This is a genomic window from Streptomyces sp. NPDC088730 (assembly GCF_044751215.1).
Lineage (GTDB): Bacteria > Actinomycetota > Actinomycetes > Streptomycetales > Streptomycetaceae > Streptomyces.
Map to the genome: position 1 here is coordinate 98,428 of NZ_JBIVLK010000016.1, position 21,319 is coordinate 119,746.

The window sequence follows — 21,319 nt, forward strand, 5'->3', positions numbered from 1 at the left end:
CGGTGACAACACATAGGACGGGGGAGGCAGTTGGCAGAACCTCCGCGTCCCCGATCCCATCGGCACGGCCCGGAAGGCACACGGAGCCATGGCACTCGCGCAGCCCGAACCGAGCGGGCTGCTGCCCCGGCGGATCGCACCGCTGCGCGGCACACTCGCCACCACCGCCTGCATGGAGACCCTCCAGGTGGGCTACCTGCACGCGGTCGCGGCCGCGGCGGGTTGCTCCCTGTCGCAGCCCTTCCCGGACAACGGCATCGACTGGCACGTCAGCCACGGCGCCCCCGGCCATCTCGTCGACGACGAGGTGACCATCAAGGTCCAGCTGAAGTGCACCTATCAGATACCGGCCCGCCCGCCCGGCGCGACGTTCGCCTTCACGCTCGACAACGCACACCTCGTGAAGCTCGCCCGGACGCCCGTCTCCGTGCACAGGATCCTGGTCGTGATGATCGTGCCCCGCAGCCAGGACGACTGGCTGCGGGCCGGCCCCGACCGCCTCGACCTGCGGCACTGCTGTTACTGGACCAACCTGGCCGGCCACCCGGTGACCGGCCGCCACCGGACCACCGTGCGGATCCCGACCTCGCGCGTCTTCGACGACCGGGCGCTCTGCGAGATCATGACCCGTGTCGGAGCGGGAGGGAGACCCTGATGCACCGGCCGATGGACGAGCCCGCCGACGGAGCCATCCCGTCAGCCGTACGAGCCCGCCCCTCCGGACCACCCGGACTCCGGCCCGGCGGCCCCGCCGAGGCCGCCGGGAACCTGCCGGACCCCGCCCGGGTGGACCCCGTGGTGCTCGCCGCGCTGCTCGCCCGGCACGGCTGGCGGCGGCGCGGCGGGGCCGCCGGACGCTACAGCCGCTGGACCCCGCCCGGACCGCCCGCCGCGGCCGGTGGCACCACCAGCCTGCTCGTACCCGGCACCGGCGCTTTTCCGGACAGCGAGGAACTGCTGGGCGAGGCGCTGACCGCGCTGGCCCGCAGCGCGGCCCCCTCCGCCCGCGACATCCTGGTGTCCCTCGCCGTTCCCAGCGACGAGATCCGCTGGTGGCGCGAGGCCCCCGAACCCGCCGCCGTCGCCGGAGCGGCCAGCTGGACCGGGGCGGAGCGGCTGCACGGCGCAGCCAGGCAGATCCTGCTCGCCGGCGCCCTCGCCGTCCGGGGCCGGGCCGGCTACCACGGTGCCCGGCACCGGCGACGGGCCCTCTCGGCCCTCGACGGTGTCCTCGTCGGGCCCGCACCCGGCGGCCGCGACCTCACCGCGTTCGTCCCGGTCGAGACCGGCAGGCCCGTCGCCGTACGGCTCCACCACGCCCTGCACGCCACCCGGGAGGCGGTGGACTACCAGCGGGCCACCGGCGGCATGGAGGCGTTCGACAGTGCCGTCGCGGCAGGCGTCAGCCGCGAGCTGACCGAGGCCGTCGTCGCGCTCGTCCGCGGCTCGGAGGGGGCCGGGATCGCGCTGGAGTGGGCGCCGGCAGCCGGCACCCCCGACGGTTGCCCGGCGCGCCCAGAGCCGGTGGAGTTCTCCCCGGGCGACCTGCCCGCGCTGCGCAGGGCGGGCGCCCGCTACCTCCGCGACGAGCCCGCGGTGCCGGTACGGATCACCGGAGCGGTCGTCCGCATGCGCCGCTCGGGGCCGGCGGGCGCCGGAATCGTACGGCTGCGGGTGCTGGCGGGCGCCGAGGTGCCGCACGTGCGGCTGGAGCTCGACGAGGAGGCGTACCGGATCGCGGGCCACGCCCACCTGGTGGGGCTGCCGGTACGGGTGGCGGGCAGACTGGAGAGCCGGGGCGGATTCCGGCGGCTGACCAGGACCTCGCAGGTGGTTCCGGTGCAGGTCGACGACGCGGAACGGGACCGGCTGATGAAGTCGCTCCAGGAGAACGTCGACTCTTTCGAGGAGGCGTGCACGGGGGAGTAGCGGGGCGGACGCGGCCCATTTCGCTATGGGGGCCGTCGGCTCGGTACGATTCCCCTTGCGTCCGTCATGGGAATGCGGCGCACCCCCTGAGTCAGGAGAGACCGGTGTCAGACGTCCGTGTGGCCATCCAACGCGATTCCGAGCGGGAAGAGCGCGTGGTGACGACGGGCACTACGGCAGCCGAGCTCTTCCCCGGCGAGCGCACCGTCGTCGCCGCCCGCGTCGCCGGTGAACTGAAGGACCTCGCGTACGAGCTCCAGGACGGCGAGACCGTCGAGCCCGTCCTGATCTCGTCCGAGGACGGCCTCAACATCCTCCGGCACTCCACCGCGCACGTCATGGCACAGGCCGTGCAGGAGCTGCACCCCGAGGCCAAGCTCGGCATCGGCCCGCCGGTCAAGGACGGCTTCTACTACGACTTCGACGTAGAGAAGCCGTTCACGCCCGAGGACCTCAAGGCCATCGAGAAGAAGATGCAGGAGATCCAGAAGCGGGGCCAGAAGTTCTCCCGCCGGGTCGTGACGGACGAGGCGGCCCGCGAGGAGCTGGCCGACGAGCCGTACAAGCTGGAGCTCATCGGCATCAAGGGCTCCGCCTCCACGGACGACGGCGCGGACGTCGAGGTGGGCGGCGGCGAGCTGACCATCTACGACAACCTCGACCCGAAGACCGGGGACCTCTGCTGGAAGGACCTCTGCCGGGGCCCGCACCTGCCGACCACCCGGTTCATCCCGGCGTTCAAGCTGATGCGCAACGCAGCCGCCTACTGGCGCGGCAGCGAGAAGAACCCCATGCTCCAGCGCATCTACGGCACCGCCTGGCCCACCAAGGACGAGCTGAAGGCGCACCTGGAGTTCCTTGAGGAGGCCGCCAAGCGCGACCACCGCAAGCTCGGCAACGAGCTGGACCTCTTCTCCTTCCCGGACGAGATCGGCCCCGGCCTCGCCGTCTTCCACCCCAAGGGCGGCGTGATCCGCCGGGCCATGGAGGACTACTCGCGCCGCCGCCACGAGGAGGAGGGCTACGAGTTCGTCTACTCGCCGCACGCCACCAAGGGCAAGCTCTTCGAGAAGTCCGGCCACCTGGACTGGTACGCCGACGGCATGTACCCGCCCATGCAGCTCGACGACGGGGTGGACTACTACCTCAAGCCGATGAACTGCCCGATGCACAACCTGATCTTCGACGCCCGCGGCCGCTCCTACCGTGAACTGCCGCTGCGCCTCTTCGAGTTCGGCACGGTGTACCGGTACGAGAAGTCGGGCGTCGTGCACGGCCTGACCCGCTCGCGCGGCTTCACGCAGGACGACGCGCACATCTACTGCACCCGGGAGCAGATGGCCGAGGAGCTGGACCGGACGCTGACCTTCGTCCTGAACCTGCTCCGCGACTACGGCCTCACCGACTTCTACCTGGAACTGTCCACCAAGGACCCGGAGAAGTTCGTCGGCTCGGACGAGGCCTGGGAAGAGGCCACGGCGACGCTGCAGCAGGTCGCCGAGAAGCAGGGCCTGCCGCTGGTCCCGGACCCGGGCGGCGCCGCCTTCTACGGCCCGAAGATCTCCGTGCAGTGCAAGGACGCCATCGGCAGGACCTGGCAGATGTCGACCGTGCAGCTCGACTTCAACCTGCCGGAGCGCTTCGACCTGGAGTACACCGGGCCCGACGGCACCAAGCAGCGCCCGGTCATGATCCACCGCGCCCTGTTCGGCTCCATCGAGCGCTTCTTCGCGGTGCTGCTCGAGCACTACGCGGGTGCCTTCCCGGTGTGGCTGGCGCCCGTCCAGGCGGTCGGCATCCCGATCGGCGACGCGCACATCCCGTACCTCCAGGAGTTCGCCGCCAAGGCCCGCAAGCAGGGGCTGCGGGTCGATGTGGACGCCTCCTCGGACCGGATGCAGAAGAAGATCCGCAACCAGCAGAAGGCCAAGGTGCCCTTCATGATCATCGCTGGTGACGAGGACATGGCCAACGGTGCCGTCTCCTTCCGCTACCGCGACGGTTCGCAGGAGAACGGCATCCCGGTCGAGGACGCCATCGCCAAGATCGCGAAGGCCGTCGAGGACCGCGTCCAGGTCTGACCGGTCGGGTAAACGGGCCCCCGGCGGGCTATCCGCCCGCCGGGGGCCCCTTCTCGTCCTCGCGCTCGTCCTCGCGCCGGAACATCTGGATCAGCCACGACGAGAACGAACCCGTGACCGCACCCAGCAGGCCCAGTCCGCAGGCCATCAGGCCCGCCGCCACGACCCGGCCGGTCGGCGTCACCGGCGCGGCGTCCCCGTACCCCACCGTCGTGAGCGTGGCGCAGGCCCACCACACCGCGTCGCCGAAGGTCCGGATCGAGGCGCCCGGCGCGTCGTGTTCCACCCGGTAGACGGCGAGCGACGCCGAGAAGCCCAGCAGCATCGACGTCAGGCCGGCATACGTCATCACGCGGGCGTACAGACCCAGCCGGGGTTCGTCGTGGCGCTGCTGGACGGCGGAGTAGACCTTGACCAGGCGCAGCGGCCGCAGCAGCGGCAGCAGCAGCACGATCGTGTCGAGCCAGCGCACCCGGACGAAGCGGTGGCCGAGACCGCTGAGCCTGACGCGGACGGCGTAGTCGACGGCGAAGACCAGCCAGGTGGCGCCCACCAGGACCAGGCCGATGTCGCGCCACGGCTGGGCGTCGTGCGGGGCGAGGACGCGTACCGCGTAGCCGAGCAGGAACAGCAGGGACGCGGCGAAGAGAGGCACCTCGGTGCGCCGCTCCCAGCGGGTCAGGGCGGGCGGGACCTGGGCCCGTGTGCGGTCGCTCATCGGCCAAGCATCGCGGTGCGGGAAGCGGTCCGGCCCCGGCGACACGCGCCGCGCGGGGTAAGCAATATGCTGATCGGCATGACGAGTGAGCCGGAGCAGCAGATCGGAGTGGGGACGCCCGACGCGTTCCAGCGCCTGTGGACGCCCCACCGGATGGCGTACATCCAGGGTGAGAACAAGCCGACCGGTCCGGAGGCCGGCGACGGCTGTCCGTTCTGTGCGATTCCGCCGATGTCGGACGAGGACGGGCTCGTCGTCGCGCGGGGCGAGCAGGTCTACGCCGTGCTGAATCTGTACCCGTACACCGGCGGGCACCTGATGGTGGTGCCGTACCGGCACGTCGCGGACTACACCGAGCTGGACGGGCCGGAGACGGCCGAGCTGGCTGATTTCACCAAGCGAGCGATGACCGCGCTGCGCGCGGCCTCCGGCGCGCACGGCTTCAATATCGGGATGAACCAGGGTGCGGTGGCCGGTGCCGGTATCGCCGCGCACCTGCACCAGCATCTGGTGCCCCGCTGGGGCGGTGACACCAACTTCATGCCGGTGGTGGGCCACACCAAGGTGCTGCCGCAGCTGCTGGCGGACACCCGGAAGATGCTGGCCGACGCCTGGCCGGTCTGACCGGGCTGGTCCGGCTGGGGCGCTCCGGGCGAACCGGGGCGCCCCGCCCGCGTGCTACGCGTCGTACAGATCGGCCTTGCGCGGCGAGGGGTCCTGGACCATCCCGCTCAGTACCGAGGAGCGGTTACCGAAGCGCTCGGTGTCGACGCCGTTCTCGTCGAGCACCTTGATGACGGCGCTGTGCACCACGCGCAGGACGGGTGTGGCCGCGCGCATCGCGTCGTCCGCCATGAAGCGGTGGCGCCACGGCTTCTCGGCCCAGGCGTGCCGCAGCCCGAAGGGTTCCGGCAGCGCGATCTTGCCGCCGAGGTAGTCGAGCAGCGGCGGGTACCAGGTGAACGGGGCGCGCAGCGCGAGGCGGACCACCTCGCTGGACTCGACCAGCGCCAGCGTGATGTCGCGGGTCTCCCAGAACTTGACGGTCTTGTTGACCGTCTTCTTCTTGGCGGAGGGCTTGCTGGTGAACAGCGAGTGGACCGGGCCGAGGGCGTGCCCAGTGACCTCGATGCGCAGGGTCTCGAAGAGCACGGTGACGGTGATCATCATGGTGATGACCAGCTGGCCGTCCCAGAGGGTGAACTGGACGCCCAGATAGTGACGGTCGCCGCCGCCGAACTGCTGGTGGTTGCAGATCCGCTGTATCTCGTGGGGCTTCACCTGGAAGGTGGCGACGTCCTCGCCCTCGGGGCGGGAGACCGAGTCGGCGTTCTCACCGACGGGCGACACGATCCAGTGGGTGACCGAGGGCTTGGGGAAGCCGCCGGTGTTCAGCGGGCCGCGCTCCAGCATCTTGAGCTGGTCGTGGATGACGCGGATCAGGTCCCAGCTGCGGAACTGGTGGAACTCCTTGCCGGGATCCTTGGCCACCAGATCCTCGGCGAGCTGCCAGCTGCCCCAGCGGGTGCCCATGCCGAGGATGCCCTTGGGGCCCGCGTAGAAGACCGAGTTGGACTGCTGCTCGGCCGAGAGCTTCTCCAGGCCCTGGCGGAGTGCCTCCCGGGCGGTCTCGCTCGGGTTCTTCGGCACGGCTTCGGGGATCTTGGCGATGACACCGCCGCCGGAGAGGAGCCCTTCCCAGCGGACGCGCAGGTCCTGGGCGGAGGTCTCCGCGATCCGCTTGGCGATCAGCCATCCGATGACCGGGGCGATTGCCGCCGCCCGCAGGTAGAGCCCCAGGAATCCGGTGAGGGGCATCTTGATCAGGAAGTACACGGCGGCGATCCCGATGACCGGCAACAGGATGACGCCCAGGGCGGAAAGCGCCTTGTCCTTGGTCTTGGCGAGGATGTCGCGCAGCCGGAAGGCGATGACCCACAGCAGCATTCCGGGCAGGAAGAGGAAGCCGAAAATGGCGGTCACGGCGGTGAGTTTGGTGTCGCGCGCCTTGCGGAGCCGCGAGGCGGACAGGCAGTGCTCGACGATGGTCTGCGGATCGCTGCCGAAGGACTGGATGAGCGCCTTGCGGGCGCCGCCCAGCGTGCGTTCCTGGACGGCGCGGGAGAAGGCCTCGCCGAAGTTGGGCTTGAAGTAGTCCGACTTGAAGAACTTGGACCGGCCGGTCTTCACCTCTGACTTGTGCCACTCGCTGTTGGCCTTGAGGATCTCGTCCACCGGGGTGTCGCGGTACGCCGCGGAGGCGAGGGCATTGGTCGCCACCGCCGCTCCCGCCGAACCCTGGAGTGGAATCTGCGCTCCAGGAGAGAAATCGAATCCGTCGTTGGCCACTGTCGCCCCCACTCGCCTGCCGAGGAACCGCTCCTGCGGCTGTTTCCCAACTGCCGTGCCCGGCACACTTTCTGAGCTGGAACCACAGCGTATCGTCCGGATCGGTACGGTGTCCGGCCCTGTGGACAACCGTGCGGGGGAGCTACGGATCGCCCGCGGCGTCGACCCGCTGCTCGCGCATCCGGTCCGACAGGTGGGCGGGCATGGCCTCGTGGCGGGCGTACACGCGGTCGAACCGGCCAGTGCCGTGCGACAGGGAGCGCAGGTCGACCGCGTACCGGCCGATCTCCAGCTCCGGTACCTCCGCCCGTACGAGGGTGCGTCCGGGCCCGGACTGCTCGGTGCCGACCACCCGGCCGCGGCGGCCCGACAGGTCGCTCATCACCGGGCCGACGCAGTCGTCGGGGACCAGGACGCTGATCCGCGCGACGGGTTCGAGCAGCTGGATGCGGGTGTCGGAGGCCGCCTCGCGCAGGGCCAGGGCGCCGGCGGTCTGGAAGGCGGCGTCGGAGGAGTCCACGGAGTGGGACTTCCCGTCCCGCAGCGTGATCCGCAGGTCGACCAGCGGGTGCCCGGTGGCGACGCCCCGGGCGGCCTGCGCGCGGACCCCCTTCTCGACGGACGGGATGAACTGGCGCGGTACGGAGCCGCCGACCACCTTGTCGACGAACTCGATGCCGGAACCCGGCGGAAGCGGCTCGACGTCGATCTCGCAGATGGCGTACTGGCCGTGCCCGCCGGACTGCTTGACGTGCCGGCCGCGTCCGGTGGAGGGCCCCGCGAACGTCTCGCGCAGGGCGACGCGGAGCGGGACGGCGTCGACCTGGACCGCGTACCGGCTGCGCAGCCGGTCGAGGGCCACGTCCAGATGGGCTTCCCCGAGGCACCACAGGACCATCTGACGGGTGTCCGGGTTCTGCTCCAGGCGCATCGTGGGGTCCTCGGCGACGAGCCGGGCCAGGCCCTCGGAGAGCTTGTCCTCGTCCGCCTTGCCGTGTGCCTCGATGGCGAGCGGCAGCAGCGGATCGGGCATCGTCCAGGGCTCCATCAGCAGGGGGCGGTCCGGGTCCGACAGGGTGTCGCCGGTCTCCGCGGTACCCAGCCGGGCGACGCAGGCGAGATCCCCGGCGATGGCCTCGCTGAGGGGGCGCTGCTGCTTCCCGAACGGTGCGGAGAGCGCCCCGACGCGGGCCTCGGCCTCGTGGAAGGGGCGGTCCTCCCGGCCGGGGCCGGTGAGCCCGTGGCCGAACACGTGCACGGTGTCGTCGGCGCGCAGCGTGCCGGAGAACACGCGCACCAGGGAGAGCCGGCCGGCATAGGGGTCGGAGGACGTCTTCACGATCTCGGCCAGCAGCGGGCCCCCGGCGTCGCAGCCGAGGGCGGGAAGCGGGGCGCCGCGCAGCGTGGTGACGGCGGGCAGCGGGTGTTCGAGCGGGGTCGGGAAGCCGCCGGTGATCAGGTCGAGGAGTTCGACGGTGCCGATGCCCTGGCGGGCGCCGTCGGCGGCGGGGGCGGCGGCCAGGACGGGGTGGAAGGTGCCGCGTGCGACGGCGCGCTCCAGGTCGTCGACGAGTGTCCTGATGTCGATGTCCGCGCCGGCGAGGTAGCGGTCCATCAGGGTCTCGTCCTCGCTCTCGGCGATGATCCCCTCGATGAGCCGGTTGCGGGCTTCGGTGAGCGCGGCCCGCTGGTCCTCGGCGGGCGGGTTCTCGGTGCGTTCGCCGCCGGAGTAGTCGAGGACCCGCTGGGAGAGCAGCCCGGTCAGTCCGGTCAGCGGCGCGTGTCCGTCGGAGCCCTCGGGCCCGTGCACGGGCAGGTAGAGCGGGAGCACGGCGTCACCCCCGCCGTCCGGCCGGAGTGCGCCGCCGAACGTCTCCCCGCAGATCCGCGTCATGGCGTCGAACGGGGTCCGGGCCGTGTCGAGGTGGGTGACGACGATGGCGCGCGGCATGCCGACGGCGGCGCACTCCTCCCAGACGGCGCGGGTGGCGCCGGCCACCGCCTCGGCCTCCTGGGCCGCCGAGACGACGAAGAGGGCCGCGTCCGCCGCGCGCAGACCGGCCCTCAGCTCCCCGACGAAATCCGCGTATCCCGGGGTGTCCAGCAGATTGATCTTGACCCCGCCCCATTCGACCGGGATCAGCGAGAGCTGTACGGAGCGTTGCGAGCGGTGCTCGATCCCGTCGTGGTCGGAGACCGTACTGCCGTCCTCGACCCGGCCCGCCCGGTTCACCGCGCCCGCGGTCTGTGCCAGGGCCTCGACGAGGGTGGTCTTGCCGGAGCCGCTGTGGCCGACCAGCACCACGTTCCGTATGGAGGAGGGGTGGCCGGCCGTCGGTACTCCTCCGGCGGCCCCGGTGTGTGCGTGTGCCTTGTCGCCCATGGTGCGTGCCTCCCGGATGATGGCGCGGGGCGGGAGAACCGCCGGGCGCGGGGTGGGGAGTGTGCACGGGCGGAGGGGAGCCGCCGCGACGGCTTCGGCGACGCCCGCGGTACTTCCGAGCTTTCCACTGTGTCCGGGTCCCGTCCATACGTCGGGCGCCGCTCCACGACCGGGGCGGCCCGCCGCGGGAGGCCGGGGGTGCCCGGACGGTGGAGGGCGGCGGTCGTGACTACGATGGGTCAGCCGGTGGCCGATGGGGCCGCTCGGCCCACCGAACCCTCGGGAAGGCCATGCTGAACAAGTACGCGCGTGCATTCTTCACGCGTGTCCTCACACCGTTCGCCGCACTGCTGCTCCGTCTCGGCGTGAGCCCGGACGCGGTCACTCTGATCGGCACGGCCGGGGTGATGGCAGGTGCGCTGGTCTTCTTCCCGATGGGGGAGTTCTTCTGGGGCACGATCGTCATCACGATCTTCGTCTTCTCCGACCTCGTCGACGGGAACATGGCGCGGCAGGCCGGCATCTCCAGCCGGTGGGGCGCGTTCCTCGACTCGACGCTCGACCGGGTGGCCGACGGCGCGATCTTCGCCGGCTTCGCCCTCTGGTACGCGGGCAGCGGCGACGACAACGTCCTGTGCGCCGTCGCGATCTTCTGTCTCGCGAGCGGCCAGGTCGTCTCGTACACCAAGGCGCGCGGTGAGTCGATCGGTCTGCCGGTCGCGGTCAACGGGCTCGTGGAACGTGCGGAGCGGCTGGTGATCTCGCTGGTGGCGGCCGGTCTGGCGGGTCTGCACACGTTCGGGGTGCCCGGCATCCAGGTACTCCTGCCGATCGCGCTGTGGATCGTCGCGGCGGGCAGCCTGGTGACGCTGGTGCAGCGGGTGGTCACGGTGCGCCGCGAGTCCGCGGCCGCCGACGCGGCCGGGAGCGAGGCCGTTTAGTGAGCCGCGCCACCGGGGACCCGAAGCCCGGCGCCGGGGAGCGGGTCAGCGACGCCCTGTACGGACTCGGCTGGACCGCGGTCAAGACGCTTCCGGAACCGGCCGCACGGGCCCTCTTCCGGACCATCGCGGACCAGGTGTGGAAGCGTCGTGGCAAGAGCGTGCTGCGGCTGGAGTCGAATCTGGCGCGGGTCGTGCCGGACGCGAGCCCCGCCCGCCTCGCCGCACTGTCCAAGGCCGGGATGCGCTCGTACATGCGGTACTGGATGGAGTCGTTCCGGCTGCCCACCTGGAGTGCGCGGCGGATCAAGGACTCCATCGACGTGACGGACGCCCACCGGCTGACCGAGGGGCTCGACGCCGGCCGCGGCGTCATCCTCGCCCTGCCGCACCTGGGGAACTGGGACCTGGCGGGCGCCTGGGTCACCACGGATCTGAAGGTCCCGTTCACCACGGTCGCGGAACGGCTCAAGCCGGAGTCGCTGTACGACCGGTTCGTCGCGTACCGCGAGGGGCTGGGTATGGAGGTCCTGGCGCACAACGGCGGGACCGCCTTCGGCACGCTGGCCCAGCGGCTGCGGGCGGGCGGCCTGGTCTGCCTGGTCGCGGACCGCGATCTGTCGGCCTCCGGCGTCGAGGTCTCGTTCTTCGGTGACACGGCCCGGATGCCGGCCGGCCCGGCGCTTCTCGCCCAGCAGACCGGGGCGCTGCTGCTGCCGGTCACGCTCAACTACGACGACACGCCGGTGATGAAGGCGCGGATCCATCCGCCCGTCGAGGTTCCGGGCTCAGGCAACCGCGCGGAAAGGACGTCTGTGATGACACAGGCCCTGGCCGACGCGTTCGCCCTGGGCATCGCCGAGCACCCGGAGGACTGGCACATGCTGCAACGACTCTGGCTCGCCGACCTCGAACCCCTTGGAGAATAGGGTGAAAATCGGCATCGTCTGCCCGTACTCCTGGGACGTACCGGGCGGCGTGCAGTTCCACATCCGCGATCTGGCCGAGCATCTGATCCGGCTCGGCCACCAGGTGTCCGTGCTCGCCCCGGCGGACGACGAGACCCCGCTCCCTCCGTACGTGGTCTCCGCCGGCCGGGCCGTGCCCGTCCGGTACAACGGCTCGGTGGCCCGGCTGAACTTCGGGTTCCTGTCCGCGGCACGGGTGCGGCGGTGGCTGCACGACGGCACGTTCGACGTGATCCACATCCACGAGCCGACCTCCCCGTCGCTGGGGCTGCTGACCTGCTGGGCGGCGCAGGGGCCGATCGTCGCCACCTTCCACACGTCCAATCCGCGCTCCCGGGCGATGATCGCCGCGTACCCGATCCTCCAGCCGGCGCTGGAGAAGATCAGCGCGCGCATCGCGGTCAGCGAGTACGCGCGCCGCACCCTGGTCGAGCACCTGGGCGGCGACGCGGTGGTCATTCCCAACGGTGTCGACGTCGACTTCTTCGCCTCGGCCGAGCCCAGGCCCGAGTGGCAGGGCGGCACGATCGGTTTCATCGGGCGCATCGACGAGCCCCGCAAGGGCCTGCCCGTCCTGATGCGGGCGCTGCCTGCGATCCTGGCCGCCCGCCCGGACACCAGGCTCCTGGTGGCCGGCCGGGGCGACGAGGAGGAGGCCGTCGCCTCGCTGCCGAAGGAGATGCGCGAGCGCGTCGAGTTCCTCGGCATGGTCAGCGACGAGGACAAGGCGCGGCTGCTGCGCAGCGTCGACGTGTACATCGCGCCCAACACCGGCGGCGAGAGCTTCGGCATCATCCTGGTCGAGGCCATGTCGGCGGGCGCGCCGGTCCTGGCCAGCGACCTGGACGCGTTCGCGCAGGTCCTGGACCTGGGTGGGGCCGGCGAACTGTTCGCCAACGAGGACGCGGACGCGCTGGCGGAGGCGGCGGTCCGGCTGCTGGGCAACCCGGAGCGGCGCGCGGAGCTGCGGGAGCGCGGCAGCGCGCACGTGCGGCGCTTCGACTGGTCGACGGTGGGCGCGGACATCCTCGCGGTGTACGAGACGGTGGCGGACGGCGCGGCGTCGGTGGCCGCGGACGAACGCACGGGGCTGCGGGCCAGGTTCGGGCTGGCGCGGGACTAGCGTCGAACTGCCGTCTGCCGGGCGACGCCGTGCACGCGCTCTCGCCGCACCTGCTGACGGCTCACCGGCCGGTCCGGGACCCGGAGCCCGCCTCGCGGACTCCGGGTGCGCGCGGGACCGGACGTCAGGGGCGGACCCACAGGACGTAGACGTCCGGACGCGACGGGCCGAACGGCTCGCAGAAGTAGAGGGCGCCCCAGACGTTGTGGCCCGCCTGGCCTGCCGCGTTGCACTCGGCGAGGGAGGCGTGGTGGCTGCGGGCGTAGAACCCGGGCGGGGCGGCTTCCGCGGTGGCCGCGCCCCCGAGCGCGAGCGCGGATGCGGCCACTACGGTGGCGGCGGCTGCGGCGATACGACGGTACATGGCAAGCCCTCCTAAAGGCGCCGGACTTCCGACGCAGAGCATGTCGCTTCGTGATGTACGGGTCGTGCTGGCCTTTCCGGTGATACCGGCTGCGCAGCCGGGACGAACCTAGCGGCCACCCACCGCTCGCACAACAGGTCTAGGCCAATGAGTTTGGCGGTCGGAGAGGCCGCCCTCCGATCCTGTCCGCGCGACACGCCGTCCGGGGCCGCCCGCAGGCGCCGCTCCCGACCCGGTCCGCGCTACCGCGCTCGGCGCCGCGGCTCCGGGGCAGGTGAACGCAGGGGTCTACCGCAGGGACCTACCGCAGGGGGCCGGCGTTCCGGGGTGTCGTCGTGCGGGTGTTGACCAGATCCCCGGCCATGGCACGGGCTTCGTCCACCGCGTCGCTGACAGTGCCCAGGGCCTGGGTCGTGGTGGCGCCCTCGATGAGGAGAAGCAGCTGATCGGTCAGCCGGCAGGGTGCGGGGTGTCCGGTGGCTCCGGCGAGTTCGGTGATGCGGGCGCGAAGTGCCTGCTTGTGGGCGGTGACGACAGCGCGGGCCGGATGGTCGGGCGCGGTGAGCTCGGCGGCGGCGTTGGCGAAGGAGCAGCCGCGGAAGCGCGGGTCCGCATGCCATGTGCGCAGGGCCTCGAAGACGGCCAGGAGACGGGCGCCGGGGTCGTCGCCGGCGGCGGTGACGCACTCCTCCACGGTGGCCCGCCAGCGGGCGTCGCGAGCTTGGAGGTAGGCCGCTACGAGGGCGTCCTTCCCGCCGAAGTGCCGGTAGAAGGTCATCCGGGCCACGTTCGCCGCTTCGATGACGGCGTCCACCCCTGTGGCGTTGATGCCGTGGGCGTAGAACAGCCGGTCGGCGGCGTCCAGAAGGCGGCTGCGGGCCGAGCGCCCGTCGGTTGTCACGTTGTCCACGTGGGCTACGATACCAATCGTTCTACATATGAGAGTGATCGTTCTACCTCTTGGGGGTCGAGAATATGGCGACGCCATCGGCGACAGTGGTACGTCCGTGGGGCCTGACCGTCTCGGGGCTGGCTCTGATCGCGGTCTGCTACGGGCTCGCGCGCTTCGCCTACGGGCTGTTCCTGCCCGCGTTCCAGGACGCCTTCCACTTCGGCGGGACGCTGTCCGGTGTGATCGCCGGCGGCAGCTTCGCGGCGTACTGCGTCACCGTCGTCGCCGCGGCCGCGGCCGTCACGCGCTTCGGGCCGCGCCCCGTCGCCGCTGCCGCCGGGCTGACCGCGGCGGCGGGTATGGCGCTGGTCGCCACCGCGACGGACGCGGGCATGCTGGCCGTGGGCGTACTGATAGCAGGAGCCAGCACCGGGGTGGCGTCCCCGCCACTGGCCGAGGCGATAGGGCGCTGGGGTCCGCGCCACCATCATGATCGCGCCCAGGCCATCGTCAACGCCGGTCCCGCCGTCGGCATCGTGGCTTCCGGCTTCGTGGCACTCTCCGCCCTCGGGCACTGGCGCGTCGCATGGGCGGCCTTCGCCGTCACAGCCGTCGCGGTGACGTGCTGGGTCACCCTGCGGCTGCCTGGCCGGGCTCAACCCGGCGCAGACACCGGCGCGGTGCGTCCGCTCGGCGCACTGACGGCCGTGGCGCGTGACCCCAGGTCCTGGCCGGCGCTGGGCGCGGCGGCACTGTTCGGCGCGGCGACCTCGGCCACCTGGAGCTTCGGCCGGGAACACGTCATGAACGCCGGAGGGGCGAGTGCCACCGTCTCCGTGCTGCTGTGGGTGGTCTTGGGCGCGGCCGAACTCGTCGGCCTGTCCGCCGGTGACCTGATCGGACGCCACGGGCTCCGCCGGGTCTGGACCGTCGCCCTCGCCCTGCTGGGAACGGCGAGCGCCGTGATCGGACTGCTGCCCGGCCTGCCCGTTGCCGCTTTCGCCGGGATCGCGGTCTTCGGAGCCGCGTACGTCACGCTCACCACCGTGATCTTCTTCTGGATCACCCGCATGCACCCCGGGACCACCGCTGCCGCGGTCGCACTGGGCTTCCTCATGATCTCCGCGGGACAGGCCGTGGCTTCCCCCGCCGTCGGCGCGCTCGCCGACCGCACGGGCACCGCGTCCGCGTTTCTCGCCTGCGCGGCGCTCGGCGTCCTCGGTGCGAGAGCGGTCCGGCCACGGCCCCGCTCCTGAGATGTGGACCGCGGTGTCCGGCCGTCGTCGCCGACGCGGGTGACCGGCGCCGGACGGGGGCCGGTCACCGGTAGCCTTCGGCCCGTGACCGAATCCCTCATCTGGACCGTCGTCGCGCTCGTCACGATCGGCCTCTACCTCAGCTGGACCGCCGGCCGGCTCGACCGGCTGCACACCCGTATCGACGCGGCCCGTGCCGCGCTCGACGCGCAACTGCTGCGCCGGGCCTCGGTCACCCAGGAACTCGCCACGTCCGGAGTCCTCGACCCGGCCGCCTCCATCGTCCTGTACGAGGCCGCGCACGCCGCCCGCCAGTCGGAGGAGGAGCACCGCGAGGTCGCCGAGAGCGAACTGAGCACCGCCCTGCGCGCGGTGTTCGGTGAGTCGGCGCAGGTGGCGGCGGTGCAGGAGATCCCGGGCGGCGAGGAGGCCGCGTCCGAACTGGCCGCCGCCGTCCGCCGGGTCCCGATGGCGCGCCGGTTCCACAACGACGCGGTGCGGGCCGCCCGCGCGCTGCGCCGCCACCGCACGGTGCGCTGGTTCCGGCTGGCCGGCCATGCCCCCTTCCCGCTCGCCTTCGAGATGGACGACGAGCCGCCGGTCGCCCTCGCCGCCCGTCCGGTCAGCTGACACCCACCCACTCAGGCCCCACGCCGCAGCGGTCGGCGTGGCCTCGGCGGGGCCAAAACGATCCACCGGCCTGCTATTGGCCCTTGCTGTGGACCGGCTCCGGAGAGTTTGCTCAGCGGTGCGTCACCCCGCACGCTCAGCGCTCCTTCTCCCAGTGAGGTCGATCCGTGTCCACGCTTCCCACCACCCCGCAGTCCGCTGACTCCCCGGCGACCGGCACCGCCCGCGTCAAGCGCGGCATGGCCGAGCAACTCAAGGGCGGCGTGATCATGGACGTCGTCAACGCCGAGCAGGCGAAGATCGCCGAGGACGCCGGCGCCGTGGCCGTCATGGCCCTGGAGCGGGTGCCCGCCGACATCCGCAAGGACGGCGGCGTGGCCCGGATGTCCGACCCGAACATGATCGAGGAGATCATCGAGGCCGTCTCCATCCCGGTCATGGCGAAGTCCCGTATCGGACACTTCGTCGAGGCCCAGGTGCTGCAGTCCCTCGGCGTCGACTACATCGACGAGTCCGAGGTGCTCACCCCGGCCGACGAGGTCAACCACAGCGACAAGTTCGCCTTCACCACCCCGTTCGTCTGCGGCGCCACCAACCTGGGCGAGGCCCTGCGCCGCATCGCGGAGGGCGCGGCCATGATCCGCTCGAAGGGCGAGGCCGGCACCGGCAACGTCGTCGAGGCGGTGCGCCACCTGCGTCAGATCAAGAACGAGATCGCCCGGCTGCGCGGCTACGACAACAACGAGCTGTACGCCGCCGCCAAGGACCTCCGTGCCCCGTACGAGCTGGTCAAGGAGGTCGCGGAGCTCGGCAAGCTGCCCGTCGTCCTGTTCTCCGCGGGCGGCGTGGCCACCCCCGCCGACGCCGCGCTGATGCGTCAGCTGGGCGCGGAGGGCGTCTTCGTCGGCTCCGGCATCTTCAAGTCCGGCGACCCGGCCAAGCGCGCCGCCGCCATCGTGAAGGCCACCACGTTCTTCGACGAGCCGAAGGTCATCGCGGATGCCTCCCGCAACCTGGGCGAGGCCATGGTCGGCATCAACTGCGACACGCTGCCCGAGACCGAGCGCTACGCCAACCGCGGCTGGTAGTCACTGATGAGCGACACTCCTGTGATCGGAGTCCTGGCTCTCCAGGGCGACGTACGGGAACACCTGATCGCCCTGGCCTCGGCGGACGCCCTGGCCAGGCCGGTCCGGCGGCCCGAGGAACTCGCCGAGGTCGACGGCCTCGTCATCCCCGGCGGCGAGTCCACCACGATGTCCAAACTGGCCGCCCTGTTCGGGATGCTGGAACCACTGCGCGAGCGGGTCGCCGCGGGGATGCCGGTCTACGGCACCTGCGCCGGGATGATCCTGCTCGCGGACAAGATCCTCGATCCGCGCTCGGGCCAGGAGACGATCGGCGGCATCGACATGATCGTGCGCCGTAACGCTTTCGGGCGGCAGAACGAGTCGTTCGAGGCGGCCGTGGACGTCGCCGGGATCGAGGGCGGGCCCGTCGAGGGCGTCTTCATCCGGGCCCCCTGGGTCGAATCGGTGGGGGCGCGGGTCCGGGTCGTGGCGCAGCAGGGCGGCCATATCGTGGCGGTACGGCAGGGAAACGCCCTTGCCACGTCATTCCATCCGGAACTGACCGGTGACCACCGGCTCCACGCGTACTTCGTCGACATGGTGCGCGCATCGGGCTGACTCGATCCCGGTAGGATCTCTCGGGTTCGTACGGAATTTGGTGACGCGAAGGAGAAGGCAGATGTCCGGCCACTCTAAATGGGCTACGACGAAGCACAAGAAGGCCGTGATTGACGCCAAGCGCGGCAAGCTCTTCGCGAAGCTGATCAAGAACATCGAGGTCGCGGCCCGCACCGGCGGTGTGGACCCCGAAGGCAACCCGACCCTTGTGGACGCGATCCAGAAGGCGAAGAAGAGCTCGGTCCCGAACAAGAACATCGACTCCGCGGTCAAGCGCGGTGGCGGTCTCGAAGCGGGTGGCGTCGACTATCAGACGATCATGTACGAGGGTTACGGCCCGAACGGTGTGGCGGTGCTCATCGAGTGCCTCACCGACAACCGCAACCGTGCCGCGTCCGACGTGCGTGTCGCCATGACGCGCAACGGCGGCTCGATGGCCGACCCGGGCTCGGTCTCGTACCTGTTCAACCGCAAGGGCGTCGTGATCGTCCCCAAGGGCGAGCTGTCCGAGGACGACGTGCTGGGCGCGGTCCTCGACGCGGGCGCAGAGGAGGTCAACGACCTCGGTGAGACGTACGAGGTCGTCAGCGAGGCCACCGACATGGTCGCGGTCCGCACCGCGCTCCAGGAGGCGGGCATCGACTACGACTCGGCCGAGGCCAACTTCCTGCCCACCATGCAGGTCGACCTCGACGAGGAGGGCGCCCGCAAGATCTTCAAGCTGATCGACGCGCTGGAGGACAGCGACGACGTGCAGAACGTCTTCGCCAACTTCGACGTCTCGGACGAGGTCATGGAGAAGGTCGACGCCTGAGCGGCCGCCGGCTGACCGGCGCAGCTTTCGCGGACGGGCCGACGGGGGACACACCCCGTCGGCCCGTCGCATTGTCAGTGCGAGCCGATAGCCTGCCAGAACAGTTGACCGATCGGCAGGGAGGGGGCGACCCGTGCGGGTACTCGGCGTGGACCCCGGGCTGACCCGGTGCGGCGTCGGAGTCGTCGAAGGAGTCGCGGGCCGTCCGCTCACCATGCTCGGTGTCGGAGTCGTGCGCACCGCGTCCGACGCGGAGCTCGGACACCGGCTGGTGGCCATCGAGCGCGGCATCGAGGAGTGGCTCGACGAGCACCGCCCCGAATACGTCGCCGTCGAGCGGGTGTTCGCCCAGCACAACGTCCGGACCGTGATGGGCACGGCCCAGGCCAGCGCGGTCGCGATGCTCTGCGCGTCCCGCCGGGGCATCCCGGTGGCCCTGCACACGCCCAGCGAGGTCAAGGCCGCCGTCACCGGCAGCGGCCGCGCGGACAAGGCCCAGGTCGGGGCCATGATCACCCGGCTCCTGCGGCTGGACGCCCCGCCGAAACCGGCCGACGCCGCCGACGCGCTGGCTCTCGCCATCTGTCACATCTGGCGCGCCCCGGCCGTCAACCGCCTCCAGCAGGCGCACGCGGCAGCGGCCGCGGCCCGTATCCCGCGCGTTCCGCGCACCGCAGCAGTCCCCGTCCGGAAGGTCCCCCGATGATCGCCTTCATCACCGGCCCCGTGGCCGCGATCGCCCCCACCACGGCCGTGATCGAGGTCGGCGGCATCGGCATGGCCGTCCAGTGTGCGCCGAACACCCTCGCCGCCCTCCGGATCGGCAAGGAGGCCAGGCTCGCCACCTCCCTCGTCGTACGGGAGGACTCACTGACGCTCTACGGCTTCGCCGACGACGACGAGCGGCAGACCTTCGAGCTGCTCCAGACCGCCAGCGGGGTCGGCCCCCGGCTCGCCCAGGCCATGCTCGCCACGCACAGCCCGGACGCCCTGCGCATCGCCGTGTCCACCGGGGACGAGAAGGCGCTCACCGCCGTCTCCGGCATCGGCAAGAAGGGTGCGCAGAAGCTCCTGCTCGAACTCAAGGACAGGCTCGGGGAGCCGGTCGGCGCCCACATCGGCCAGCAGGGCATCGGCACCGCGGTCTCCTCCTCCTGGCGGGACCAGCTGCAGGCCGCCCTGATCGGCCTCGGCTACGCCACCCGCGAGGCCGACGAAGCGGTCTCCGCCGTGACCCCGCAGGCCGAGGCGGCCCTCGCGGAGGGCGCCCAGCCGCCGGTGCCGCAGCTGCTGCGCGCCGCCCTCCAGACCCTCAACCGCACACGCTGAGCGGACCCCGAGGGCACCCTTCGCCACCCGGGCCGGGCACCGCGCGGCCCGGCACAGAGACACCCGAGGCGGGACTGACGAGATGAACTGGGACGAGACCGGACCCGACACCGACGAGCTGCTCGACGAGCGCCTCGTCGACGCCGGAGCGGACGGCGAGGACACCGCCGTGGAGGCGGCACTGCGCCCCAAGGACCTCGACGAGTTCGTCGGCCAGGAGACGGTGCGCGAACAGCTCGACCTGGTCCTCAAGGCGGCCCGCGCCCGCGGCGCCACCGCCGACCACGTACTGCTCTCCGGCGCCCCCGGTCTGGGCAAGACCACCCTCTCCATGATCATCGCCGCCGAGATGAACGCGCCGATCCGGATCACCTCGGGGCCCGCCATCCAGCACGCCGGCGACCTCGCGGCGATCCTGTCCTCCCTCCAGGAGGGCGAGGTCCTCTTCCTCGACGAGATCCACCGCATGTCCCGGCCCGCCGAGGAGATGCTCTACATGGCGATGGAGGACTTCCGGGTCGACGTGATCGTCGGCAAGGGGCCCGGGGCCACCGCCATCCCGCTGGAGCTGCCGCCCTTCACCCTGGTCGGCGCCACCACCAGGGCCGGGCTCCTGCCGCCCCCGCTGCGCGACCGGTTCGGCTTCACCGGGCACATGGAGTTCTACACGCCGGCCGAACTGGAAAGGGTGATTCATCGCTCCGCCCGGCTCCTCGACGTCGAGACAGACATAGAGGGGGCCGCGGAGATCGCCGGCCGCTCCCGCGGCACGCCCCGTATCGCCAACCGGCTGCTGCGCCGGGTCCGGGACTACGCCCAGGTCAAGGCAGACGGCCGGATCGACCGGGACATCGCCGGAGCCGCGCTCCAGGTGTACGAGGTCGACGCCCGCGGTCTCGACCGGCTGGACCGGGCGGTGCTCGGCGCCCTGATGAGGCTCTTCGGCGGCGGTCCCGTCGGCCTCTCCACGCTCGCGGTCGCCGTGGGGGAGGAGCGCGAGACGGTCGAGGAGGTCGCCGAGCCCTTCCTGGTGCGCGAAGGACTGCTGGCCAGGACGCCGCGGGGCCGGGTCGCCACACCGGCTGCCTGGGCCCACCTCGGGCTGGTTCCGCCGCAGCAGGGCGGAAAGGGACAACAGGGCCTGTTCGGGGCGTGATGAGTCACAGGTTGACCCGCAGCGGAACCCGGGTGCCATGCTGGGCGTTGTTCCATCGATGCGGACTCGCTTAGACTCCGCCGATGCCGCCCTTAAAGGTCGGTGTACCCACCCCCGTAGACCAGGCCGCTCTCCAATGCGGTCGTGCGAAGGAAACTCGTCCCGTGAATCCCGTGACTCTCCTCCCCTTCATCGTGCTCATCGGGGCCATGTTCCTGATGACGCGGTCCGCCAAGAAGAAGCAGGCGGCGGCTGCGAACATGCGCAATGAAATGCAGCCCGGTACCGGCGTCCGGACGATCGGGGGCATGTACGCCACCGTCAAGGAGCTTCACGACGATTCGGTCCTCCTTGAGATCGCTCCCGGCGTCCACGCCGTCTACGCCAAGAACGCGATCGGTGCCGTCCTCGACGACGCGGAGTACAACCGCATCGTCCACGGTGACGAGGAGGAGGAGCTGGACGTCGACGGCGCGGTCGTGCCCGACGACGCCTCCTCGCTGACCGAGCTCCACGACGCCGACACTGCCGCGGACGCCGAAGACGTCGCGAAGATCGACCTCGGCAAGAAGGCCGAGGCGGACGACGCGGAGCCGGCCGACAAGAAGTCCGACGGCAAGTCCGACGGCGAGGCCGACGCGAAGTAGCACACGACCCGGGGATGCCGTGAGCCCACAGGCATCCGGCTGTCCCCGGAC

The 21,319-nt window shown here is 71.4% G+C and carries 21 protein-coding genes; 16 read left to right on the forward strand and 5 right to left on the reverse strand.

The features are described 5' to 3' along the window. Nucleotides 1-88: 88 nt before the first annotated feature. The 3 genes from ACIP89_RS32500 (at nt 89) to thrS (ending at nt 4,010) form a co-directional block, all read left to right on the forward strand. Nucleotides 89-655: a DUF4365 domain-containing protein gene (locus tag ACIP89_RS32500; RefSeq protein ID WP_401930361.1), complete on the forward strand. Its 567-nt coding sequence runs from the start codon at nt 89-91 to the stop codon at nt 653-655. Next, nucleotides 655-1,929: a hypothetical protein gene (locus tag ACIP89_RS32505; RefSeq protein ID WP_402117985.1), complete on the forward strand. Its 1,275-nt coding sequence runs from the start codon at nt 655-657 to the stop codon at nt 1,927-1,929. The genes ACIP89_RS32500 and ACIP89_RS32505 overlap by 1 nt, the downstream gene beginning before the upstream one ends. Before the next feature lie 104 nt (nt 1,930-2,033). Beyond that, on the forward strand, nt 2,034-4,010 hold the full coding sequence (thrS, locus tag ACIP89_RS32510) for a threonine--tRNA ligase (RefSeq protein WP_401930122.1): 1,977 nt from the start codon (nt 2,034-2,036) through the stop codon (nt 4,008-4,010). A 28-nt stretch (nt 4,011-4,038) separates the two neighbouring features. On the opposite strand, the gene ACIP89_RS32515 is transcribed toward thrS, so the two are convergent. Then, nucleotides 4,039-4,728, reverse strand: coding sequence for a potassium channel family protein (locus ACIP89_RS32515; RefSeq protein ID WP_401930124.1), 690 nt, complete (start codon nt 4,726-4,728; stop codon nt 4,039-4,041). A gap of 66 nt (nt 4,729-4,794) precedes the next feature. Here ACIP89_RS32515 and ACIP89_RS32520 point away from each other — a divergent pair, with 66 nt between their 5' ends. Continuing rightward, nucleotides 4,795-5,352, forward strand: coding sequence for an HIT domain-containing protein (locus ACIP89_RS32520; RefSeq protein WP_311306748.1), 558 nt, complete (start codon nt 4,795-4,797; stop codon nt 5,350-5,352). A gap of 54 nt (nt 5,353-5,406) precedes the next feature. Here the strand turns inward: ACIP89_RS32520 and ACIP89_RS32525 are convergent, their stop codons facing one another. Next, nucleotides 5,407-7,077, reverse strand: a complete 1,671-nt coding sequence (locus tag ACIP89_RS32525; protein ID WP_401930126.1) for a hypothetical protein — start codon at nt 7,075-7,077, stop codon at nt 5,407-5,409. Nucleotides 7,078-7,219: 142 nt separating this feature from the next. After that, nucleotides 7,220-9,460 (reverse strand): elongation factor G-like protein EF-G2, encoded by a 2,241-nt coding sequence (locus tag ACIP89_RS32530; protein WP_402117987.1) that lies wholly within the window; start codon nt 9,458-9,460, stop codon nt 7,220-7,222. 290 nt (nt 9,461-9,750) lie between these two features. Between ACIP89_RS32530 and pgsA the strand changes: the two genes are divergently transcribed. From pgsA to ACIP89_RS32545, 3 genes are read left to right on the forward strand one after another with little or no spacing between them, the layout of a single operon-like run. Beyond that, nucleotides 9,751-10,401 (forward strand): phosphatidylinositol phosphate synthase, encoded by a 651-nt coding sequence (pgsA, locus tag ACIP89_RS32535; protein WP_401930130.1) that lies wholly within the window; start codon nt 9,751-9,753, stop codon nt 10,399-10,401. Continuing rightward, nucleotides 10,401-11,330, forward strand: a complete 930-nt coding sequence (locus ACIP89_RS32540) for a phosphatidylinositol mannoside acyltransferase (protein WP_401930132.1) — start codon at nt 10,401-10,403, stop codon at nt 11,328-11,330. Before pgsA ends, ACIP89_RS32540 begins: the two co-directional genes overlap by 1 nt. A gap of 1 nt (nt 11,331) precedes the next feature. Then, on the forward strand, nt 11,332-12,492 hold the full coding sequence (locus ACIP89_RS32545) for a glycosyltransferase family 4 protein (RefSeq protein ID WP_401930364.1): 1,161 nt from the start codon (nt 11,332-11,334) through the stop codon (nt 12,490-12,492). Between the two features lie 124 nt (nt 12,493-12,616). Here the strand turns inward: ACIP89_RS32545 and ACIP89_RS32550 are convergent, their stop codons facing one another. Beyond that, a complete protein-coding gene (locus ACIP89_RS32550) occupies nt 12,617-12,856 on the reverse strand; it encodes a hypothetical protein (protein ID WP_401930136.1) in 240 nt (79 codons plus the stop codon). Nucleotides 12,857-13,157: 301 nt separating this feature from the next. Then, entirely contained in the window at nt 13,158-13,766 is a 609-nt protein-coding gene (locus ACIP89_RS32555; protein ID WP_401930138.1) for a TetR/AcrR family transcriptional regulator, read from the reverse strand. Nucleotides 13,767-13,831: 65 nt separating this feature from the next. On the opposite strand from ACIP89_RS32555, the gene ACIP89_RS32560 reads away from it, so the two are divergent. From ACIP89_RS32560 to yajC, 9 genes are all read left to right on the forward strand, one after another. Next, on the forward strand, nt 13,832-15,004 hold the full coding sequence (locus tag ACIP89_RS32560; protein WP_401930366.1) for an MFS transporter: 1,173 nt from the start codon (nt 13,832-13,834) through the stop codon (nt 15,002-15,004). Nucleotides 15,005-15,088: 84 nt separating this feature from the next. Then, nucleotides 15,089-15,634 (forward strand): hypothetical protein, encoded by a 546-nt coding sequence (locus tag ACIP89_RS32565; RefSeq protein WP_402117988.1) that lies wholly within the window; start codon nt 15,089-15,091, stop codon nt 15,632-15,634. A 167-nt stretch (nt 15,635-15,801) separates the two neighbouring features. Beyond that, nucleotides 15,802-16,722: a pyridoxal 5'-phosphate synthase lyase subunit PdxS gene (pdxS, locus tag ACIP89_RS32570; protein WP_401930368.1), complete on the forward strand. Its 921-nt coding sequence runs from the start codon at nt 15,802-15,804 to the stop codon at nt 16,720-16,722. A 6-nt stretch (nt 16,723-16,728) separates the two neighbouring features. Then, entirely contained in the window at nt 16,729-17,322 is a 594-nt protein-coding gene (gene pdxT, locus ACIP89_RS32575) for a pyridoxal 5'-phosphate synthase glutaminase subunit PdxT (protein WP_402117989.1), read from the forward strand. A gap of 61 nt (nt 17,323-17,383) precedes the next feature. After that, a complete protein-coding gene (locus tag ACIP89_RS32580) occupies nt 17,384-18,136 on the forward strand; it encodes a YebC/PmpR family DNA-binding transcriptional regulator (protein WP_024492903.1) in 753 nt (250 codons plus the stop codon). 133 nt (nt 18,137-18,269) lie between these two features. Then, nucleotides 18,270-18,842, forward strand: coding sequence for a crossover junction endodeoxyribonuclease RuvC (ruvC, locus tag ACIP89_RS32585; RefSeq protein ID WP_402117991.1), 573 nt, complete (start codon nt 18,270-18,272; stop codon nt 18,840-18,842). Next, on the forward strand, nt 18,839-19,465 hold the full coding sequence (gene ruvA / locus ACIP89_RS32590) for a Holliday junction branch migration protein RuvA (protein ID WP_401930370.1): 627 nt from the start codon (nt 18,839-18,841) through the stop codon (nt 19,463-19,465). The genes ruvC and ruvA overlap by 4 nt, the downstream gene beginning before the upstream one ends. Nucleotides 19,466-19,547: 82 nt before the next feature. Beyond that, entirely contained in the window at nt 19,548-20,621 is a 1,074-nt protein-coding gene (gene ruvB, locus ACIP89_RS32595) for a Holliday junction branch migration DNA helicase RuvB (protein WP_401930150.1), read from the forward strand. A 164-nt stretch (nt 20,622-20,785) separates the two neighbouring features. Beyond that, entirely contained in the window at nt 20,786-21,268 is a 483-nt protein-coding gene (gene yajC, locus ACIP89_RS32600) for a preprotein translocase subunit YajC (RefSeq protein ID WP_402117993.1), read from the forward strand. Nucleotides 21,269-21,319 lie beyond the last annotated feature (51 nt).